This window comes from Cellulosilyticum lentocellum DSM 5427, from assembly GCF_000178835.2.
GTDB classification, from domain to species: domain Bacteria; phylum Bacillota; class Clostridia; order Lachnospirales; family Cellulosilyticaceae; genus Cellulosilyticum; species Cellulosilyticum lentocellum.
The window spans coordinates 165,632-181,273 of sequence record NC_015275.1; the positions used below are offsets into that span (position 1 = coordinate 165,632).

The window sequence follows — 15,642 nt, forward strand, 5'->3', positions numbered from 1 at the left end:
GTCAGAGACCTGTTGGCTGGTGTGAAACAGGATTTAGAAAATAGTGAACTCGCCTTGGAGTTGCTGACTGAATAAAGTAGGTCTAGACGGAGGCCCACCGTTAAAAGGGATAGATATCGGTAGAAACCTGTATCAATGAAACACCTAAGAGTGGTATAGCAGATTACACTTCTGTCTCTTTTGAGATAGGAGTTTTTTATTTTTCTACCTGTATTAAAAAAGTGCACATTTTAATGTGAAAAAGAGTGGTACCGCGGAAAGCCTCCTTTCGTCTCTTACAAGCAATTAGCTTGAGATGAAAGGGGGCTTATTTCTATTATAAAGGAGTGACATATATGTCAAGAAAAATCTATGTATTAGACACCACTTTAAGAGATGGGGAACAGGTACCGGGAGCAAAGTTGAATTTAAATGAGAAGTTAGAGATTGCAAGACAATTAGTAAAATTAAAGGTAGATATGATGGAGGTAGGTTTTCCATCCTCCTCAAAGGGAGATTTTGAGGCTGTTAAAGCTATTGGTCAAATAGCAGGTAAAGATGTGATGGTAACAGGACTTGGGAGAGCAGTAAAATCAGATATTGATGCCATTTATGAAAGTCTTAGAGGAGCAGCAAATCCAATGATTCATATTGTACTAGGGTCTTCGAATGTGCATATGGAAAAGAAATTTAGTAAGTCACCCACTCAAGTACTAGAAATGGGCGTAGAAGCGGTAAAATATGCTAAAAGTTTGATGCCACAGGTACAGTACTCTTTAGAAGATGCTAGTAGGTCTGACTTCGAATATATGTGGAAAACTATAGAGGCTGTAGTTAAGGCAGGAGCAACTATTATTAATGTTCCTGATACTGTGGGCTTTGCTGTTCCAGAAGAGTTTGGCAATCTGATTTGTAAAATCAATGACCGTTTGATGAATCTTAACCCCAATATTATTTTGAGTGTACACTGCCATAATGATACAGGGCTTGCTACAGCTAACACTTTAGCAGCTATTAGAAATGGTGCAAACAAAGTTGAATGTACCATTAATGGAATAGGAGAGAGAGCTGGTAACACTTCTTTAGAAGAAGTCGTCATGGGGATTAAACTTCATCCAAAATACTATAGAGGTGAAACTAACATTAATATAGAAGAGATTTATAAAACTTCAAGAATGGTAAGTGCCATTATGGGATTAGATGTTCAAGTTAATAAAGCAATTACAGGGGAAAATGCTTTTGCCCATTCTTCAGGTATTCATCAAGACGGACTACTTAAATCAAAAGAAGTCTATGAAATTATCACTCCAGAAGAAGTAGGTGCACCTCCTATGGAGATTGTATTAACCGCACGTTCTGGTAAGCATGCTTTTAGCTATGTGACTAAAAAGTTAGGCTATAATATACCAGAAATAATAGAGCCTGAAGTTTATAAAAGTTTCCTTACTATGGCAGATCAAAAGAAAGAAGTCTACGATAGCGATGTGATGACTTTGTTAGAAAGCTATACTGAAATTACTAATAATAAAGAGATAAAATTATGGCAGCTTAAGGAGTTTCAAGTAACTGCTTCAAGTCAGATGCAAGTTGCCACTGTTAAGCTTCAAAAGTCGGAGAAAATGATTACAAGAAGTGAAAGCGGAGAAGGCGCTGTAGATGCACTTTATAGTGCTATTATAAAAGCAGTAGATCAAAGCATAGATTTAATGGAATATCGCATCCATAATCTGGGGAGAGGTAAAGAAAGTCTTGGAAAAGTGGTGGTACAGATTAAACACAAGGAAAAACTTTACCAAGGGAAAGCAATTGAAAAAGATGTAATGAAAGCAAGTGCTATTGCCCTTGTTAATGCGATTAATAAAGTTAATTTAGAGAGTATTTAAAAGTTGCTAATTATATAGTTTTTAAATTCTAAATAAAAAGAATAATAAAAACTTTATAAATAATTAAATTTATGATATGGTAAGAATATATGTGCTAAGACTTAGCCTATATATTTTTATTAAAAACATAATATTAATATGGAGGGAGGAAGAATAATGAAAAAAGTAAATGAAAAAGAAATGAGAATGATTAAAGGGGGATATACATATTATGTATATTGCCAAGCTTGTGATTGGGATTATACATATGAGTACACATTTTCATTTTGGTATACAATTGCAAGAGATCACTGTGAAACTCAGTTGAAAAATCATTTAGTGAATTGCCCTGGAATTTGGGGCTAAAAGTAAAATATTGGAGGCAATTATGGTTATGAAAAACAAACTATAGTTGTCTCTATATTTATCTAGAATTATTTAGTTGATTTGTTATTTTACTTGATTCTATAAAAGAGTAGCAGAAATATTTTTGCATAAATGTAAATTTTGATTAGAGGATACATAATTTAGTTATTTTGACACATAAATTGCCGACAGTGAATCTATAGCAGAGTATAATCACGATGGAGAAATACTGTGGGTGTTTATAACTTATGGAAATTAGGGGTTTTTCTTAAAGATAAAGGATATATAGGTGGTCATATAGCTAAAGAATTAGAGAAAAATAATATTATGCTTCGTATGATTAAGCGAAATAATAGCAAAAAAATTCTTATCTGAATGCAATAAGTAATTAGATTACTAGAGATAGGAATCATATAGAAACTGTATTTTTTCAATTAATGATTAATCTCATATTAATCGCCTTTAAATTAGAATTAACAGCTAGATTTTAAAATGAAATATTAGTTAACAATATCCGATGCTTTATGAATAAGTGTTAGACAATGCCCCTATAAATAAGATAGGACAGATTCAACATCTGATTTTGAGAGAAATAAACTTTAATGAAAATAAAAGACGAGTATTTTGGTATAAATATTAGCGTTTACTCAATATAATTAAAATTATTAGTTGATATATGTTATTAATACAAAACCTAGGGATAGGTAATAAGGAATTTAGATTTAAAATCAAAATATAGAAAGATGAAGATAGATATGAAAAAATATATTATTAAGCAGCATGATGAGAGGGACTGTGGTGCAGCTTGTCTTGCAATGATATCTTATTCTTATGGATTAAAATACCCTCTTCAGAGATACAGAGAATTTAGTAAAACAGATATAAGTGGAACGAACTTATATGGTTTAGTTGATGGAGCAACACAAATTGGATTACAAGCAGAAGCTTTAAATGGAAGCTTAGAAGATTTAGAGGTGGCTATTAATGGAGGAGAAATTAGTTTTCCATTTATTATTCATACAATAGAATCGCATTATATAGTTGTTTTTGATATCAAAAAAAATAAAGTTACCATAGGTGATCCATCTAAAGGAAAGGTTAAGTATTCTAAAGAAGAATTTATAAAGATTTGGTCAGGGTATGTGATTACTTTCAAAAAAACGCAAGAATTTAAAGAAGGAGATTATTGCCAAGGTAATTTTGCCAGATTCTTTAAACTAATAGGTGAACAGAAGAGTATATTGATAAGTATTTTTTTCTTATCTTTGATTATTTCTTTGATTGGGATAATGGGGACATTTGTTTTTGAAGCAGTTATAGATAATTTCCTACCTAGTAAGGATTCTCTAACAAAAATAGTAAGAGGGCCTATTAATGGTATTTTAAGTTTTAATTTAGTTTTTATTGTTCTAATTGTAGTGTATTTAATTCAAGCAATTATGCAATTAGTAAGAAATTATTTACTAGCTATTGTTTCAAAAAAAATAGATATTTCATTAATGCTTTCATACTATAGGCATTTAATGAATATTCCTGTTTCGGCTGTAAAAGGCAGGCTAACTGGTGAATATTTAGCACGATTTTCTGATGCTACAACAATACGTTCAGCGGTTTCGGGAGCTACATTAACAATTATGTTAGATTCTACTATGGTTGTATTTGGAGGTATAATTCTATATTTTAAGAGTAGGTTATTATTTGCTATATCATTAATAGTAATAAGTATATATTTAATAGTAATCTTATGTTATAAAAAAGCTATAAAAACTATAAATTATAGAATAATGGAAAATAATTCAAAATTACAATCATATTTTAAAGAAACTATTGATGGAATAGAGACTATTAAAGCTAACCATGCAGAGGAAATAGTGACGCAGAATACAACTCGAAGATTTAATATATTAATTAACGATGTGCTAAAAGGAAGTATTATTAGCTCATCCCAAGATGTGTTACTTAGATTAGTTGAAACAATTGGTATAGTGGTTGTTTTATGGGTTGGTTTCTATATGGTTTTAAATGATATAATCACAGTGGGGATGTTACTTACTTTTTATGCATTACAAGGGTATTTTATATCACCTATTAAAAATATTATAAAATTGCAACCTATGATACAGACAGCAGTTGTTGCAGCAGAAAGGCTAAATGATATATTAGACATAGGAGTAGAACGCTATGATAATGAAGTGGAGAAACTTAATATAGAGACCATAGAATATGAAGGTGTTAGCTTTCGTTATTCGAATAATGAATTAACATTAAGGGACATTAATCTAAAGATAAATGAAGGTGAGAGAATAGCAATAGTAGGTGAGAGCGGTTGTGGTAAAACTACGTTGGTAAAATTGCTGCTTGAATTCTATATTCCAGAGCAAGGAAACATAAAAATTAATGGACAAGATATTAGCAATATAAGTTTGGGCGATATAAGAAGAAATATAGCATATGTTGATCAAAATACATTTTTATTTTCGGATAGCATAATAAACAATTTAAAACTAGGTAATCCAGAATCGACATTTGAGGAAATCAAAGAAGCATGTAGAATAAGTAAAGCTGATAAGTTTATAAATAAAACACTATTGGGCTATGAAACGTATCTTGATGAAAATGGTCAGAATATTTCGGGAGGACAAAGACAACTTTTGTCAATTGCCAGATCTTTAGTAAAAGGAGCGAATATTATAGTTCTTGATGAAGCTACTAGCAATCTTGATACAATTACAGAAAATAATATAGGGGATACCATCCTAGATTTAAGTAGAGAGTTAACTCTTATTATTATAGCACATAAACTAAGTACGATAAAAGAATGCGATAGGATATACGTAATGAAAGAAGGGGGAATTGTTGAACATGGAACTCATAAGGAATTAATAGATAAGAAGGGGGTATATTATCAAATGTATATAGCGGATAATAAAATAGCCATATGTGCTAATTAGTATTTCCTAATAAGTAGAATATATATGATAATAGGATAAGTTATTATAGTAATTAGCATCAAGTTTATTTGTGGAAATATTAGATTTAAGTTACTTGTTAGAGTTTTGTTGGGAAATTTATTCAAAATATATAATGTTATCGCCTGGAGTATACTTTAAAATTTAGCATTTAGGCCACTTACTGAGATTACTAATACTTCGGTTATGCACAATTGTTTTGTTACCAGAGAAAAGGTGGTCTCAAATTTTTGTTTATTGGTTTTCTTAATTCTTTAGGATAAGGAGTTTTACTATTGGTGTATTTTGAAATTAATAGTGTAATATCTTTTTCAGCTTGTAATTTTTGAGGTAATACATTACGGATATATCCACTATTTCCTAAAGAATATGATTCAATAAGAATTAGGTATAAGTTTACATAGAATATCTTAATCAGTTACGTTGGGAGCAATAATTTTAATATCTATAACATAGGTATCTAAAGTGATTAAAGCGTGTAGTTTTAAGTCATAATAATTTTTTATTATATATAAACAGATTGTAAAATTACATTTCAATGCATAGTCTATCTATAACTTCATCTGTATGGAAATTTATGTATTTTATAAAATCTTGCACTGCTCTACGAATCTCATATACACTCTTATAAAATACGTTATATATAACTGTATTCTTTAGCCATTTCCATAAACCTTCAATAAGATTCAATTCAGGACTATATGCTGGTAAGAATATAAGTTTTAACCGTTCTTTATTCTTTTCTAAAAATGGTTGTATGAGCTTAGCATGATGAATTCGTGCATTATCAAGCACTAAGGCGATTTTACCTGTTGGGTAAATAGTTAATACCTTTTTTAGAAACTGTAAAAATACTTCTGCATCGTAGTGTTCTTCCTTTTGAACATATACATGACCTGTCTCATAATTCAAGACACCAAGTAATTTTACGCCTTGATGTTGTCCAAAAGTAGGAATAATACGTTGCTGCCCTTTTAAAACCTCAAAATCTTCTTTAAAGGTCTTTTGCTTCTCAGCATTTGCTTTAGCTAAAGAATAAGTTGGTTTGGTATAACTAAATCCTAAACGCAATAACATATCACGCATACCACCATTGGTGTAAGTAACATCAAACTGTTCTTTCACCCATAAACAAACAAGCTTAGAGTTCCATGACTTATAAGGAGATAAGCCTACCTGATCAGGTGTTTTAGTCGATACTGTCTGAATTAAAATAGCTTCTTGTTCTGGAGTAAGCTTTGGTTTTGCACCTTCACGAGGTTTAATAATTAGACCAGCTATACCGTGCTTTTTATAGGTATTAACGTATTTTCCGACGGTATCTCACAACGTCCTACAATATCGGCAATCTGAATGTTTTGATATCCTTTTAGGTGTAATAAGATAACTTGATATCTTTGTTGCATACGTGTAGATTTAGTAGTATTCATAGCCTCTTGAATACGTTGTAATTCTGATAAGCGTGCAGTCATAGTGTAAAGTCCCCCGAATTTAAGAATATATACATAGATTGTCAAAATTTATGTACTTTCTCATTAGGGGATTAATGGATGAAATCTAGTAATCTGTTTCTATATAGATAAATAGTATTTGAATTCTAACATGTATTTACCTATTTTGTTTTTAGATAACAAGATATCACATGATTAGGGATTATTCTATTTATAAATTTAACTAATATAACTCATCAAAATAGTATTTCTAGATTTAAGCTTTTTTAGAAAGTGTATTCTTTCAAGGTCATTAGAAGTAGATTAGTATGGATGAATGTAGTAGAGTTAATTGTGCTATATATAATGAAGACATAGTATAAATAACATATTTTATGCCGATAGAATTGAAGCTTAAGAGAAGTATTCTAATGTAAAAAATACTTGAGTTAAATATATAAAGTAGAGGATAAAAAAAATAAGAATACATATACTAAGGTTATTGATATTCCTTTAATACGTCAAATTTTAGGGGGCTAAGGATAAAAGTGAAATTTCCTGTTAAAAAAAATAAAAAAAGAGTTGACGTATGTAACAATATGGTGTAACATAGTAAAAGTCAGCGGCGAGGAAACAAAGAAACAAACGCAGCAAATAATAATGAGGCCCATTGGTCAAGCGGTCAAGACACCGCCCTTTCACGGCGGTAACACGAGTTCGATTCTCGTATGGGTCATTGTTAGTTTATCTAACAAAAGCCGGGGTGTGGCTCAGTTTGGCTAGAGCGCCTGATTTGGGTTCAGGAGGCCGCAGGTTCGAGTCCTGTCACCCCGATTATCTAAAACGACTTCCTTAGAAGTAGGCTTTTAGATCTAATGTGGGTCACTAGCTCAGTCGGTAGAGCACTTGACTTTTAATCAAGTTGTCCCGGGTTCGATTCCCGGGTGGCTCACTTTTTTATATGGCCCAGTGGTACAGTTGGTTAGCACGCCGCCCTGTCACGGCGGAGGTCGAGGGTTCGAGTCCCTTCTGGGTCGTTTAAGTGATTTTTAATTGCTTAATTTTTTAACAAGTGGTAATATTACCATTATAAGGTCGCTTAGCTCAGCTGGGAGAGCACCTGCCTTACAAGCAGGGGGTCATAGGTTCGAGCCCTATAGCGACCATTAATGTGCCCGAGTGGCGGAACTGGCAGACGCACAGGACTTAAAATCCTGCGAGCTAACCCTCGTACCGGTTCGATTCCGGTCTCGGGCATATTTAAATAATTAAAGTGTGATTATATAATTGGATTGTTCAAAAGCTGGTAGATGAAGGCCGATGTGGCTCAATTCTAGCGCAGATACCAAAGGTATCAAGAGGATTGCTAATTGGTGCACACGTATAGAAGACTAACCTAGCCAAGGACTAGTGTCGTCAATGATTTCAATTATATTATGAATATGCCGACGTGGCTCAATTGGCAGAGCAGCTGACTTGTAATCAGCAGGTTATCGGTTCGAGTCCGATCGTCGGCTTTACAAAATGAATATTTTGTATCTATGGAGGGATTCCCGAGCGGCCAAAGGGGGCAGACTGTAAATCTGTTGCGATAGCTTCGAAGGTTCGAATCCTTCTCCCTCCATAACCTATATCGCGGGATGGAGCAGCTAGGTAGCTCGTCGGGCTCATAACCCGAAGGTCATAGGTTCAAATCCTGTTCCCGCTACCATAAGATTAGCGCGAACTTGGCGCTAATACATGCCCAGATAGCTCAGTCGGTAGAGCAGAGGACTGAAAATCCTCGTGTCGCTGGTTCGATTCCGGCTCTGGGCATTTAAGAAAAGGTACTCTTTAACTAAGAAAGCTTAGTTGGGGGGTATTTTTTTATTGTTAAATTTAGATTTCAAAATATTTCGTTTAGTTGATAGTAATGTTACAGAATGAATATTTAATAGTCAGCCTTGATATGAGTGTATATACTTGATAATGTGAAGCTTCAAATAAAAAATCTATCCACTCAAGTTAAGGAGGTCATACTATATGAATATAAATAGCATACTAGGAAACATAATAGATGGCGTTTATAACGGACCTTCTATTAACCAAAGAGAAAAAATATATAATGATATTAATGCAGAAATAGTTGTAATAGCAACAGTATTACCAGAAAAAACAACTATTAAACTTAGCGAAGTATCTGGATTTACAGAAGCAAAATTACAAATCACAGGTATTATAGCTGGAGAAGTAAATAAACAGGAAATTATCAAAGTACAAGAACCTTATATGGAAAGTAGCTATAGAGGTAGAGCTTGTATGATTGTTGAAGGTGGTTATGAACCTGTAATGGTTGATAAAGAATACATTTTTTATCTTAATAGCATAAAAGAAGTAAATGAAAATGGTAAAGTGAGCTATAAGATTAGAAAAAAGATCCCCCTAAAAAATATTTAAATAAAGCTTGTTGTAAAAAAGGACTGTTACAATAAACAGTCCTTTTTGCATGCAAATTTATGTAGTGTAAAATTATCAAGGGGTTTCATGAAATCTTAATAGTAAAAAGTATTTAATAAATAATTATAGTGAACATATAGACTATATCTTTTGATAAATAGATTTTAAGCATTATAATAGAACATAGTAGGTGTATATAAATAAAATATTTATAAACAATTTTAAACTAAGGTAATTACGGTATATGATAAAAGTAGAAAATGGAGAATGGGCATAGAGAGGGTGAGATATAGATGCTTGGACGTTTATTAATAGTAGAAGACGATGAGCAAATTGCAGATATTTTAAGAGAATATCTAATGAATAAAGGCTATGAGGTGAACTGGGCTTCTACAGGGAATGAAGGTTTAGAAGATTTTAAAATGAAAATGTATGATCTTCTTATTGTAGATATTATGCTGCCTGGAATGGATGGCTATAGCCTTTGTCAAAGTATAAGGTGGGTTAGTGATGTCCCCATCTTAATTATTAGTGCTAGAAATAAAGAACTAGATAAGATTAAAGGGCTAAAAATTGGAGCAGATGATTATGTGACAAAACCCTTTAGTTTACCTGAAGTAGAAGCTCGAATTGAATCACTGCTAAGACGCTATAAACGTATGAATAGCAGTGAGGAACAGGAAGAAATTCATCATTATGAAGGTGGATTAAGTATCAATTTTAATCGTAAGCAAGCTTATTTAAATGAAGAAGAATTAAATTTAACAGCAACAGAGTGGGCGCTATTAACCATCTTAGCAAAAAATCCTCAGCGACCTTTTACTAAAAAAGAACTTTATGAACATATATGGCACGAAGAAGATATTGAAAGCAGTAATACGATTACCGTACATATAAAACAGCTACGAAACAAGCTAAAAGAAGATAGTAAAAATCCTAAATTTATCGAAACAGCGTGGGGCATTGGCTATAGGTTTATAGGAGGCAGGATTCAGTGAAGCTAAAAACCTATTTAATCATATCTCACTTATTGGTTCTTTTAACTCCTATATTAACGGTATGCATTTTATACCAAGCTAATAGCGCTTATAATAAACGAACAGAAGTAAAAGACTACTTAGCTTCTAGTATAGAGCTTTTTAAGTACGAGGAGTTATTAGACAAACCTGAGCTTTACTTAAATCCAGATCAAGATATGAAGTTAGAAGAACTAGAAGCTAATGAAAATGTAGAAGTAGTCTTATATGATGCGAGCGGGAAGTCTATTTATTCTACTGTGCCAGGATATGAGTACATGTTGTCTAGAGAAGGCCTTTATAAAAATCTGAATGAAATTCAGCATACTTATAATACCGACACGTTGAAAAAACCTGTTTTTGATGAAGGTCATATTGTTGGTTTCTATAAAATTACTATTGCTAGGGAGAATCTAAAAAATACTATAAGATATAATATTATATTAAGTTGTGGCTGTTTTATACTAGTTAATATTTTGATATTTGGCCTAGCTATTAGAATGATTAATAAAAGATTTAATGAGCCTATTAAGAGAGTTATTAGAAGTATGAATGACTATGCCAAGGGTAATAGTGAGGTTCATATTACTTATAGGGCGAGTGATGAAATCGGAGAATTATGTGCTCATTTTAATGAAATGAAGGATAACTTAGAGAAGAATAAGCATTTAATGGAACAGGAACAAAAAGCTAAAGAATATATGATTGCTACTATCTCGCACGATTTAAAAACGCCTTTAACAGCTATAAGAGCTTATACGGAGATGTTTAAGCTAGGAGATGTTAAAGATGAAGTAAGGTATGAAGAATACTTATCAACCATTTTAAATAAATGTGACTATATGAAAGATATGCTAGATGATTTACTGACTTATAATTTATTAACTATGGAGTATGACTTAGGCCTTGTAGAAGTAGAAGGTGAGGAATTCTGTGATATGCTCTTCTCAGGTATTGAGGGTATGTGCGAAGCGAAACATTTAAGTTTAGAGCAAGCCATAGAAGTTCATGATGACTATTTAGTAAATGTTAAATATATGACTAGAGTGGTAGATAACATTGTAAGTAATGCTATACGGCATACACCAGATTACGGAAAGATTTGGATGGGAGCTTTTTCTACCAATGTTAAATTACCGGAGTGGGTTCATGAAGTAGGAAAAGAAGCTTTAGAAAAGTATAAAACGCCTGGTATGTGGCTTCTGATTATAAATCAAGGAATACCTATTGCAGAGAGAGAAAGGGAGAGTTTGTTTAAACCATTTTATCAAGGGGATGAAGCACGTAGTAAGAAAGAACATAAAGGTGTGGGATTAGGCCTTAGTATTTCTAAGATGATTATGAGTAAGCACGGTGGTGCAATAGAAGTAGTACCAATTCCAGAGGTGGGTAATATGATGGTTTGTTATTTACCAAGTATTACCTCGAATAGGAAAGGGGAAGAAAATGAGTAAAAGAGCTTGGAATTATATCTTATATTTTTTTTTAGTAAGTAATCTGTTAGGAATAACCAGTGGTTGTAGTTTTTTTGCATCAGAGGGAGTCGCAGAAGCTATGGTGCAAGGTGATGAAACTATTAATACCTTTTATGGTGAAGCGGAGATTAATCAATATCAAGATGGGGAACTTTTGTCCAAGACAAATTACAAAGAGTGGAAAGGCGATAAAAATAAGTATCGTATAGAGTATAAATTTACAATAACAGATGCATATAAGGAAGCAGTTGATAACGGATTAATAAAGGGGGAAATTGAAGCTGATGAAGAAATCGATGTAACTAATGGGGATCAACTCATTGCATATGTGCCTGCTAAGGATATTTATTATATTAAACCTGTGTCATTAGCAGATGAGGTCAATCCTACGGTGTGCCAAGGTATTAATCAAGTACTTCGTTCTGGAAGTTTAAAGGAATATGCCCTGGAATTTATTAATGAAGTGAGTAGTAGTCATGATGTTACAATTAAAGATAATGTAAAAATAGGTGGTTATACAACACAATATGTATTAGCGGTACCTAAGCAGGGTAAACTAGGTGAGGCCACTGTGGAACTTTGGATTGATCAAGATAGCTGGATGGTTATTAAGAGTAAGAGTACCATAGGAAATTTAATAGTAGAGCAGGAATATAAGGATTTCACCTTAAATCCTAGAATAGATAAGGAAAAGTTTATCATGGATATTCCTAAAGATGCAAAGGTAGTTCATTTAGATGAAAATCTAGATATAGTTAATCAAGAAGTATCTCTGAAAGAAGCTGTTGATTGGCTTAAAGTTCCGATTTTTTATATACCTGATGAGAAGGTTGCAAAAATGAAGGAAGCACGCTATATAGAAACTAGCAATCAAATTTATGCAAGAGTGGAAATTACATATCTAACTCCAGAAGGGGAAGAGTTTATTGTACAGAATATGCCAAGTAGCAAACTTCAAGAAAGCTTCGAACTTAATTGTGAAAAGATAAAAATAGGTGATGTAGAGGCAATTTTTGTAGAACAAGCACCGCTGAAGATTATAGAGTTTGCTAAAGAAGGAACCCTTTGTGATCTTTATGTAAAGAATGGTGAAATTAGTAAGGAAGAACTCGTTAAGTTAGCGGAAGCTTTAGAAATAAAGAAATAAAGAAATAAGATTATAGCAAGCTACATGGGCTTTATAGTGAGGTAACTTGCTTTTATTATGAGTACAAAGTCAAGCCTATGAGGTTAGGCTTTGATGCAGGACTCTGATTTTTGAGGATTGATATGATGAGTGGAGAGTTTTTTAACATTAAGTGCAAATGCAAGAAACAGCATAATCAGTGTGAGAAGTAACATGGCCCCTATAGGTAGGTAATTAGAAGTAGTAAGAGGAGGGGATGTTAATGCATCTGTGGCTTCGATAAGCCATCTGGTAAATGTGAATGTGCTAATAAATTGAAAACCAGAAGGCATTTTAGTTAAGGGTAAAAAAGCACCACCAAGTAAAGAAAGCAATAATCCAATAGAAGAAGCTAAGGTACTAGCAGAAAGCTCATTGGAGGTTAAGCCTACTATTAAAAATGCAAGGGTAGAGCTACTGAAACTGATTAAGCTTCCTATCAGGATAAATGAAGGTAATGAAATATCTAAAGGTAACTTAAAAACAAAGATGAGACTAGCTATTACAGAAGTTTGTAGCAAGGTCATACCTAAGTTATACAAGAAGAAACCACTGACATAAGATAATGCATGATGGGGAGATAAACCATAGCGTGTTAAAAGGCCATCAGCTTTTTCTCTGTGAATAGAAACAGCTAGTAATGTGGCAGTAATAATCATGACTAAAAAGATAAAACTCATACTTCTACTAGCAGTAGAAAGAGAAGCCTCAGACTGATTTTCTAAGAGGTTACTAAGAATAGGAAGTTCACCTAGGTTAGTAGGATGATTGAGTAATGCATTTAATCGATCTCTAAGACCTGCATCTAAGCTAAATGCTTCAAAGGTGTTATCAGCTTTTAGTTTAATAATAGCAGCATACTTAGAAGTCATTAGATCTGAATAAAGAGAATCAGCATCAACAGATGTTAGTGTAAGCCTTGGGATAGACAATGACTGTTCTTTTAGGTTTTTTATAATATCTGAATGATAGGATTCACTAATAAGGCCTAGGTGTATGGAAGGTTTCATGTGACTCGAAAACAAAATGACTAAGCAAGTAGTGATAATAGGTAATAAAAGTGTGAGTAAAAGCTGAACAGGATGCTTTTTATTTTTTGTCCATTCTTTTTTGAAAATAAGCCAAGTACACATTAGATAAAGGCCTCCTTTTGCATTTTTATGGTAGAACCTACAGTGAAGATAATACCTAGGAATAGAGTAATGCATAGAGCAAATATATAAAATAAGTTATTGTGATCATAAAGTAGCTTAAATAGTCCTTGGTTAACATAGGTAAGAAGAGAAAAATAACTAGCAATTAAAAACCCTTTACCTAAGCTACCAATTGGGAAAAAACTACCTCCTAAAAAGCCCATAATGAGCAGAGGGGTACTTACTAGGTTTTTAACGGTCATAAAATTTTTAGTACATAATCCAATAAAAGTACCAAGGCTACAAGACATATAGCCAAAGGCACCAAGGAGTGCTAAAACCTGTAAGAACTGCCCCTGAAAGTTAACCTTAAACAGTAATTTGCAAGCTAGCATGACTATTAGGTTGAAAGCAAAGGTAACCAAGGTAGAAGGTAAAATCTTATAAAGTACAAGGGTGGATCTATGAATAGGTGACACAATAAAACGTGAGCCAGCATTAAAAAGTTGTTCCTCTCTAGCAACATAAATCAGTGTAATAGAGGAGAAAAAAGTATAAAGAGGTAAGGAGACTACAGTGTAATAGCTATAGGAAGAAATCCCTTCTATTCCTGTATAGTAACCACTGGCTAAGTAGCCTAGAAGCAAAATCATAATAAGGGGCATTATAATACCATAGCTTATTAAAAATGAGTCCCTTATCCTTCTTCTAAGGCCAAAAGAAAAAAGTACTTTTAATTCGTTCATCATTATCTCCTCCTAATCCCTTAAAGCCGTGCCGGTTAAGTGTAAAAAGATGGCTTCTAGGTTATCTGCGCCATAAGGTAAATATTTGGCTTTAATATCCTCCAAAGGTCCTTCATCTAAAATTTCACCATGATCTAGAATAATAACTCTAGAGCAGATAGCTTCTACTTCTTCCATGTAATGAGAAGTATAAATAATAGTTGTGCCTTCTTCACAGAGCTTCTTAACTACTTCTAAAATTTTATTTCTAGATTGAGGGTCAATACCTACTGTAGGTTCATCCATAATGAGAAGCTTAGGTTTGTGTACAATAGAACAAGCAATATTAAGACGTCTTTTCATACCACCAGAAAAGGTATTGGGATATTCGTTTTTATGTTCTAGGAGGCCTACATAATCAAGAGCAGTCTTAGTAGCTTCTTTTAAAGCAGTCCCTTTAATGCCATAAAGCGAGCAAAAGAATTTCACATTTTCATAAGCTGTTAAATCTGAAAAAACAGCAATATCTTGAGGAACAAGACCTAAGGCTCTTTTGTAATCATAGTTATAATCGGCTACCGGTTGTTCTTCAAAGATAATACGACCTGCAGTAGGGTCTAAAAGTGTAGTGATCATATGAAGGGTAGTACTTTTACCAGCACCATTAGGACCTAAAAAGCCTAAGATTTCTCCTGATTTTATAGAGAAAGAAATATCTTTAACGACGGCTTTGTCACCAAAGCATTTAGAAAGTTGATGGACTTCTAATAAATTTTTCATAATACAACTCCTTTACTCAATATTTTATATACAACGTTGGATATATAGCTTAAAAAATAATAAATTGAAATTTGTCTCGGTGTTTATGAGAATTACATCTGAGAGAAAATAAGTGGATAGGAATGTCCTCCGTTGTTCCGGTTCACATTTTTAGAGCACTAAGCTCACTTATTTAGATGAAAGGCAGAACTCGCTTCGCTCAGACAGCTGCCTAAAACCCATCTAAAACGTTCACTAAGTGCTTCTAAAAAATACTCCCAAGTCACTGCTCCAGACACCCCTATCCACTTATTTTCACAAACATTA

General features: G+C 33.0%; 12 protein-coding genes, 10 tRNA genes and 1 other annotated feature (1 of these 23 running past the window's edge). Of the genes, 18 read left to right on the forward strand and 4 right to left on the reverse strand.

Translation table 11 applies throughout. The annotated features are described in order from the left end of the window. Nucleotides 1-279, forward strand: a binding site (T-box leader); it begins 39 nt to the left of the window's first position. Nucleotides 280-335: 56 nt separating this feature from the next. The 4 genes from CLOLE_RS00735 to CLOLE_RS00745 all read left to right on the forward strand — a co-directional run bounded on the left by CLOLE_RS00735 (nucleotide 336) and on the right by CLOLE_RS00745 (nucleotide 5,158). After that, nucleotides 336-1,862, forward strand: coding sequence for a 2-isopropylmalate synthase (locus CLOLE_RS00735; RefSeq protein WP_013655170.1), 1,527 nt, complete (start codon nucleotides 336-338; stop codon nucleotides 1,860-1,862). A 156-nt stretch (nucleotides 1,863-2,018) separates the two neighbouring features. After that, on the forward strand, nucleotides 2,019-2,207 hold the full coding sequence (locus tag CLOLE_RS00740; protein WP_013655171.1) for a hypothetical protein: 189 nt from the start codon (nucleotides 2,019-2,021) through the stop codon (nucleotides 2,205-2,207). Nucleotides 2,208-2,438: 231 nt separating this feature from the next. After that, nucleotides 2,439-2,582: a hypothetical protein gene (locus CLOLE_RS22740; RefSeq protein WP_013655172.1), complete on the forward strand. Its 144-nt coding sequence runs from the start codon at nucleotides 2,439-2,441 to the stop codon at nucleotides 2,580-2,582. 368 nt (nucleotides 2,583-2,950) lie between these two features. Continuing rightward, complete coding sequence (locus CLOLE_RS00745) at nucleotides 2,951-5,158, forward strand: peptidase domain-containing ABC transporter (protein WP_013655173.1); 2,208 nt, start codon at nucleotides 2,951-2,953, stop codon at nucleotides 5,156-5,158. Nucleotides 5,159-5,704: 546 nt separating this feature from the next. On the opposite strand, the gene CLOLE_RS22290 is transcribed toward CLOLE_RS00745, so the two are convergent. After that, a protein-coding gene (locus CLOLE_RS22290) for an IS630 family transposase (RefSeq protein ID WP_085951444.1) occupies nucleotides 5,705-6,648 on the reverse strand; the annotation gives its coding sequence in 2 pieces (ribosomal slippage) (nucleotides 5,705-6,498 and nucleotides 6,498-6,648; 945 coding nt in all). Nucleotides 6,649-7,270: 622 nt separating this feature from the next. Here CLOLE_RS22290 and CLOLE_RS00760 point away from each other — a divergent pair. The 14 genes from CLOLE_RS00760 to CLOLE_RS00825 all read left to right on the forward strand — a co-directional run bounded on the left by CLOLE_RS00760 (nucleotide 7,271) and on the right by CLOLE_RS00825 (nucleotide 12,680). Further along, a tRNA-Glu gene (locus tag CLOLE_RS00760) sits at nucleotides 7,271-7,342 on the forward strand. A gap of 23 nt (nucleotides 7,343-7,365) precedes the next feature. Then, nucleotides 7,366-7,440, forward strand: a tRNA-Pro gene (locus CLOLE_RS00765). A gap of 45 nt (nucleotides 7,441-7,485) precedes the next feature. After that, a tRNA-Lys gene (locus CLOLE_RS00770) sits at nucleotides 7,486-7,558 on the forward strand. A gap of 11 nt (nucleotides 7,559-7,569) precedes the next feature. Then, nucleotides 7,570-7,643: transfer RNA gene (locus tag CLOLE_RS00775), tRNA-Asp, on the forward strand. A 56-nt stretch (nucleotides 7,644-7,699) separates the two neighbouring features. Then, nucleotides 7,700-7,772, forward strand: a tRNA-Val gene (locus CLOLE_RS00780). A 7-nt stretch (nucleotides 7,773-7,779) separates the two neighbouring features. Next, a tRNA-Leu gene (locus tag CLOLE_RS00785) sits at nucleotides 7,780-7,863 on the forward strand. 187 nt (nucleotides 7,864-8,050) lie between these two features. Next, nucleotides 8,051-8,123 (forward strand) — tRNA-Thr (locus CLOLE_RS00790). A 26-nt stretch (nucleotides 8,124-8,149) separates the two neighbouring features. Next, nucleotides 8,150-8,230, forward strand: a tRNA-Tyr gene (locus CLOLE_RS00795). Between the two features lie 10 nt (nucleotides 8,231-8,240). Beyond that, nucleotides 8,241-8,317, forward strand: a tRNA-Met gene (locus CLOLE_RS00800). Between the two features lie 31 nt (nucleotides 8,318-8,348). Then, a tRNA-Phe gene (locus CLOLE_RS00805) sits at nucleotides 8,349-8,421 on the forward strand. A gap of 207 nt (nucleotides 8,422-8,628) precedes the next feature. Then, on the forward strand, nucleotides 8,629-9,042 hold the full coding sequence (locus tag CLOLE_RS00810; RefSeq protein WP_013655174.1) for a hypothetical protein: 414 nt from the start codon (nucleotides 8,629-8,631) through the stop codon (nucleotides 9,040-9,042). 293 nt (nucleotides 9,043-9,335) lie between these two features. Beyond that, nucleotides 9,336-10,040 (forward strand): response regulator transcription factor, encoded by a 705-nt coding sequence (locus tag CLOLE_RS00815; protein ID WP_013655175.1) that lies wholly within the window; start codon nucleotides 9,336-9,338, stop codon nucleotides 10,038-10,040. Further along, entirely contained in the window at nucleotides 10,037-11,512 is a 1,476-nt protein-coding gene (locus CLOLE_RS00820) for a HAMP domain-containing sensor histidine kinase (protein ID WP_013655176.1), read from the forward strand. Before CLOLE_RS00815 ends, CLOLE_RS00820 begins: the two co-directional genes overlap by 4 nt. Continuing rightward, on the forward strand, nucleotides 11,505-12,680 hold the full coding sequence (locus tag CLOLE_RS00825; RefSeq protein ID WP_013655177.1) for a LolA family protein: 1,176 nt from the start codon (nucleotides 11,505-11,507) through the stop codon (nucleotides 12,678-12,680). The genes CLOLE_RS00820 and CLOLE_RS00825 overlap by 8 nt, the downstream gene beginning before the upstream one ends. Nucleotides 12,681-12,763: 83 nt before the next feature. Here CLOLE_RS00825 and CLOLE_RS00830 read toward each other — a convergent pair whose 3' ends face one another. Genes CLOLE_RS00830 through CLOLE_RS00840 form a run of 3 tightly spaced genes read right to left on the reverse strand, consistent with a single transcriptional unit; the run spans nucleotide 12,764 to nucleotide 15,336 of the window. After that, nucleotides 12,764-13,831: an ABC transporter permease gene (locus CLOLE_RS00830; protein WP_013655178.1), complete on the reverse strand. Its 1,068-nt coding sequence runs from the start codon at nucleotides 13,829-13,831 to the stop codon at nucleotides 12,764-12,766. Continuing rightward, nucleotides 13,831-14,577 (reverse strand): ABC transporter permease, encoded by a 747-nt coding sequence (locus CLOLE_RS00835; RefSeq protein WP_157864019.1) that lies wholly within the window; start codon nucleotides 14,575-14,577, stop codon nucleotides 13,831-13,833. Before CLOLE_RS00835 ends, CLOLE_RS00830 begins: the two co-directional genes overlap by 1 nt. Nucleotides 14,578-14,589: 12 nt before the next feature. After that, nucleotides 14,590-15,336, reverse strand: coding sequence for an ABC transporter ATP-binding protein (locus CLOLE_RS00840; RefSeq protein ID WP_013655180.1), 747 nt, complete (start codon nucleotides 15,334-15,336; stop codon nucleotides 14,590-14,592). Nucleotides 15,337-15,642: the final 306 nt, after the last annotated feature.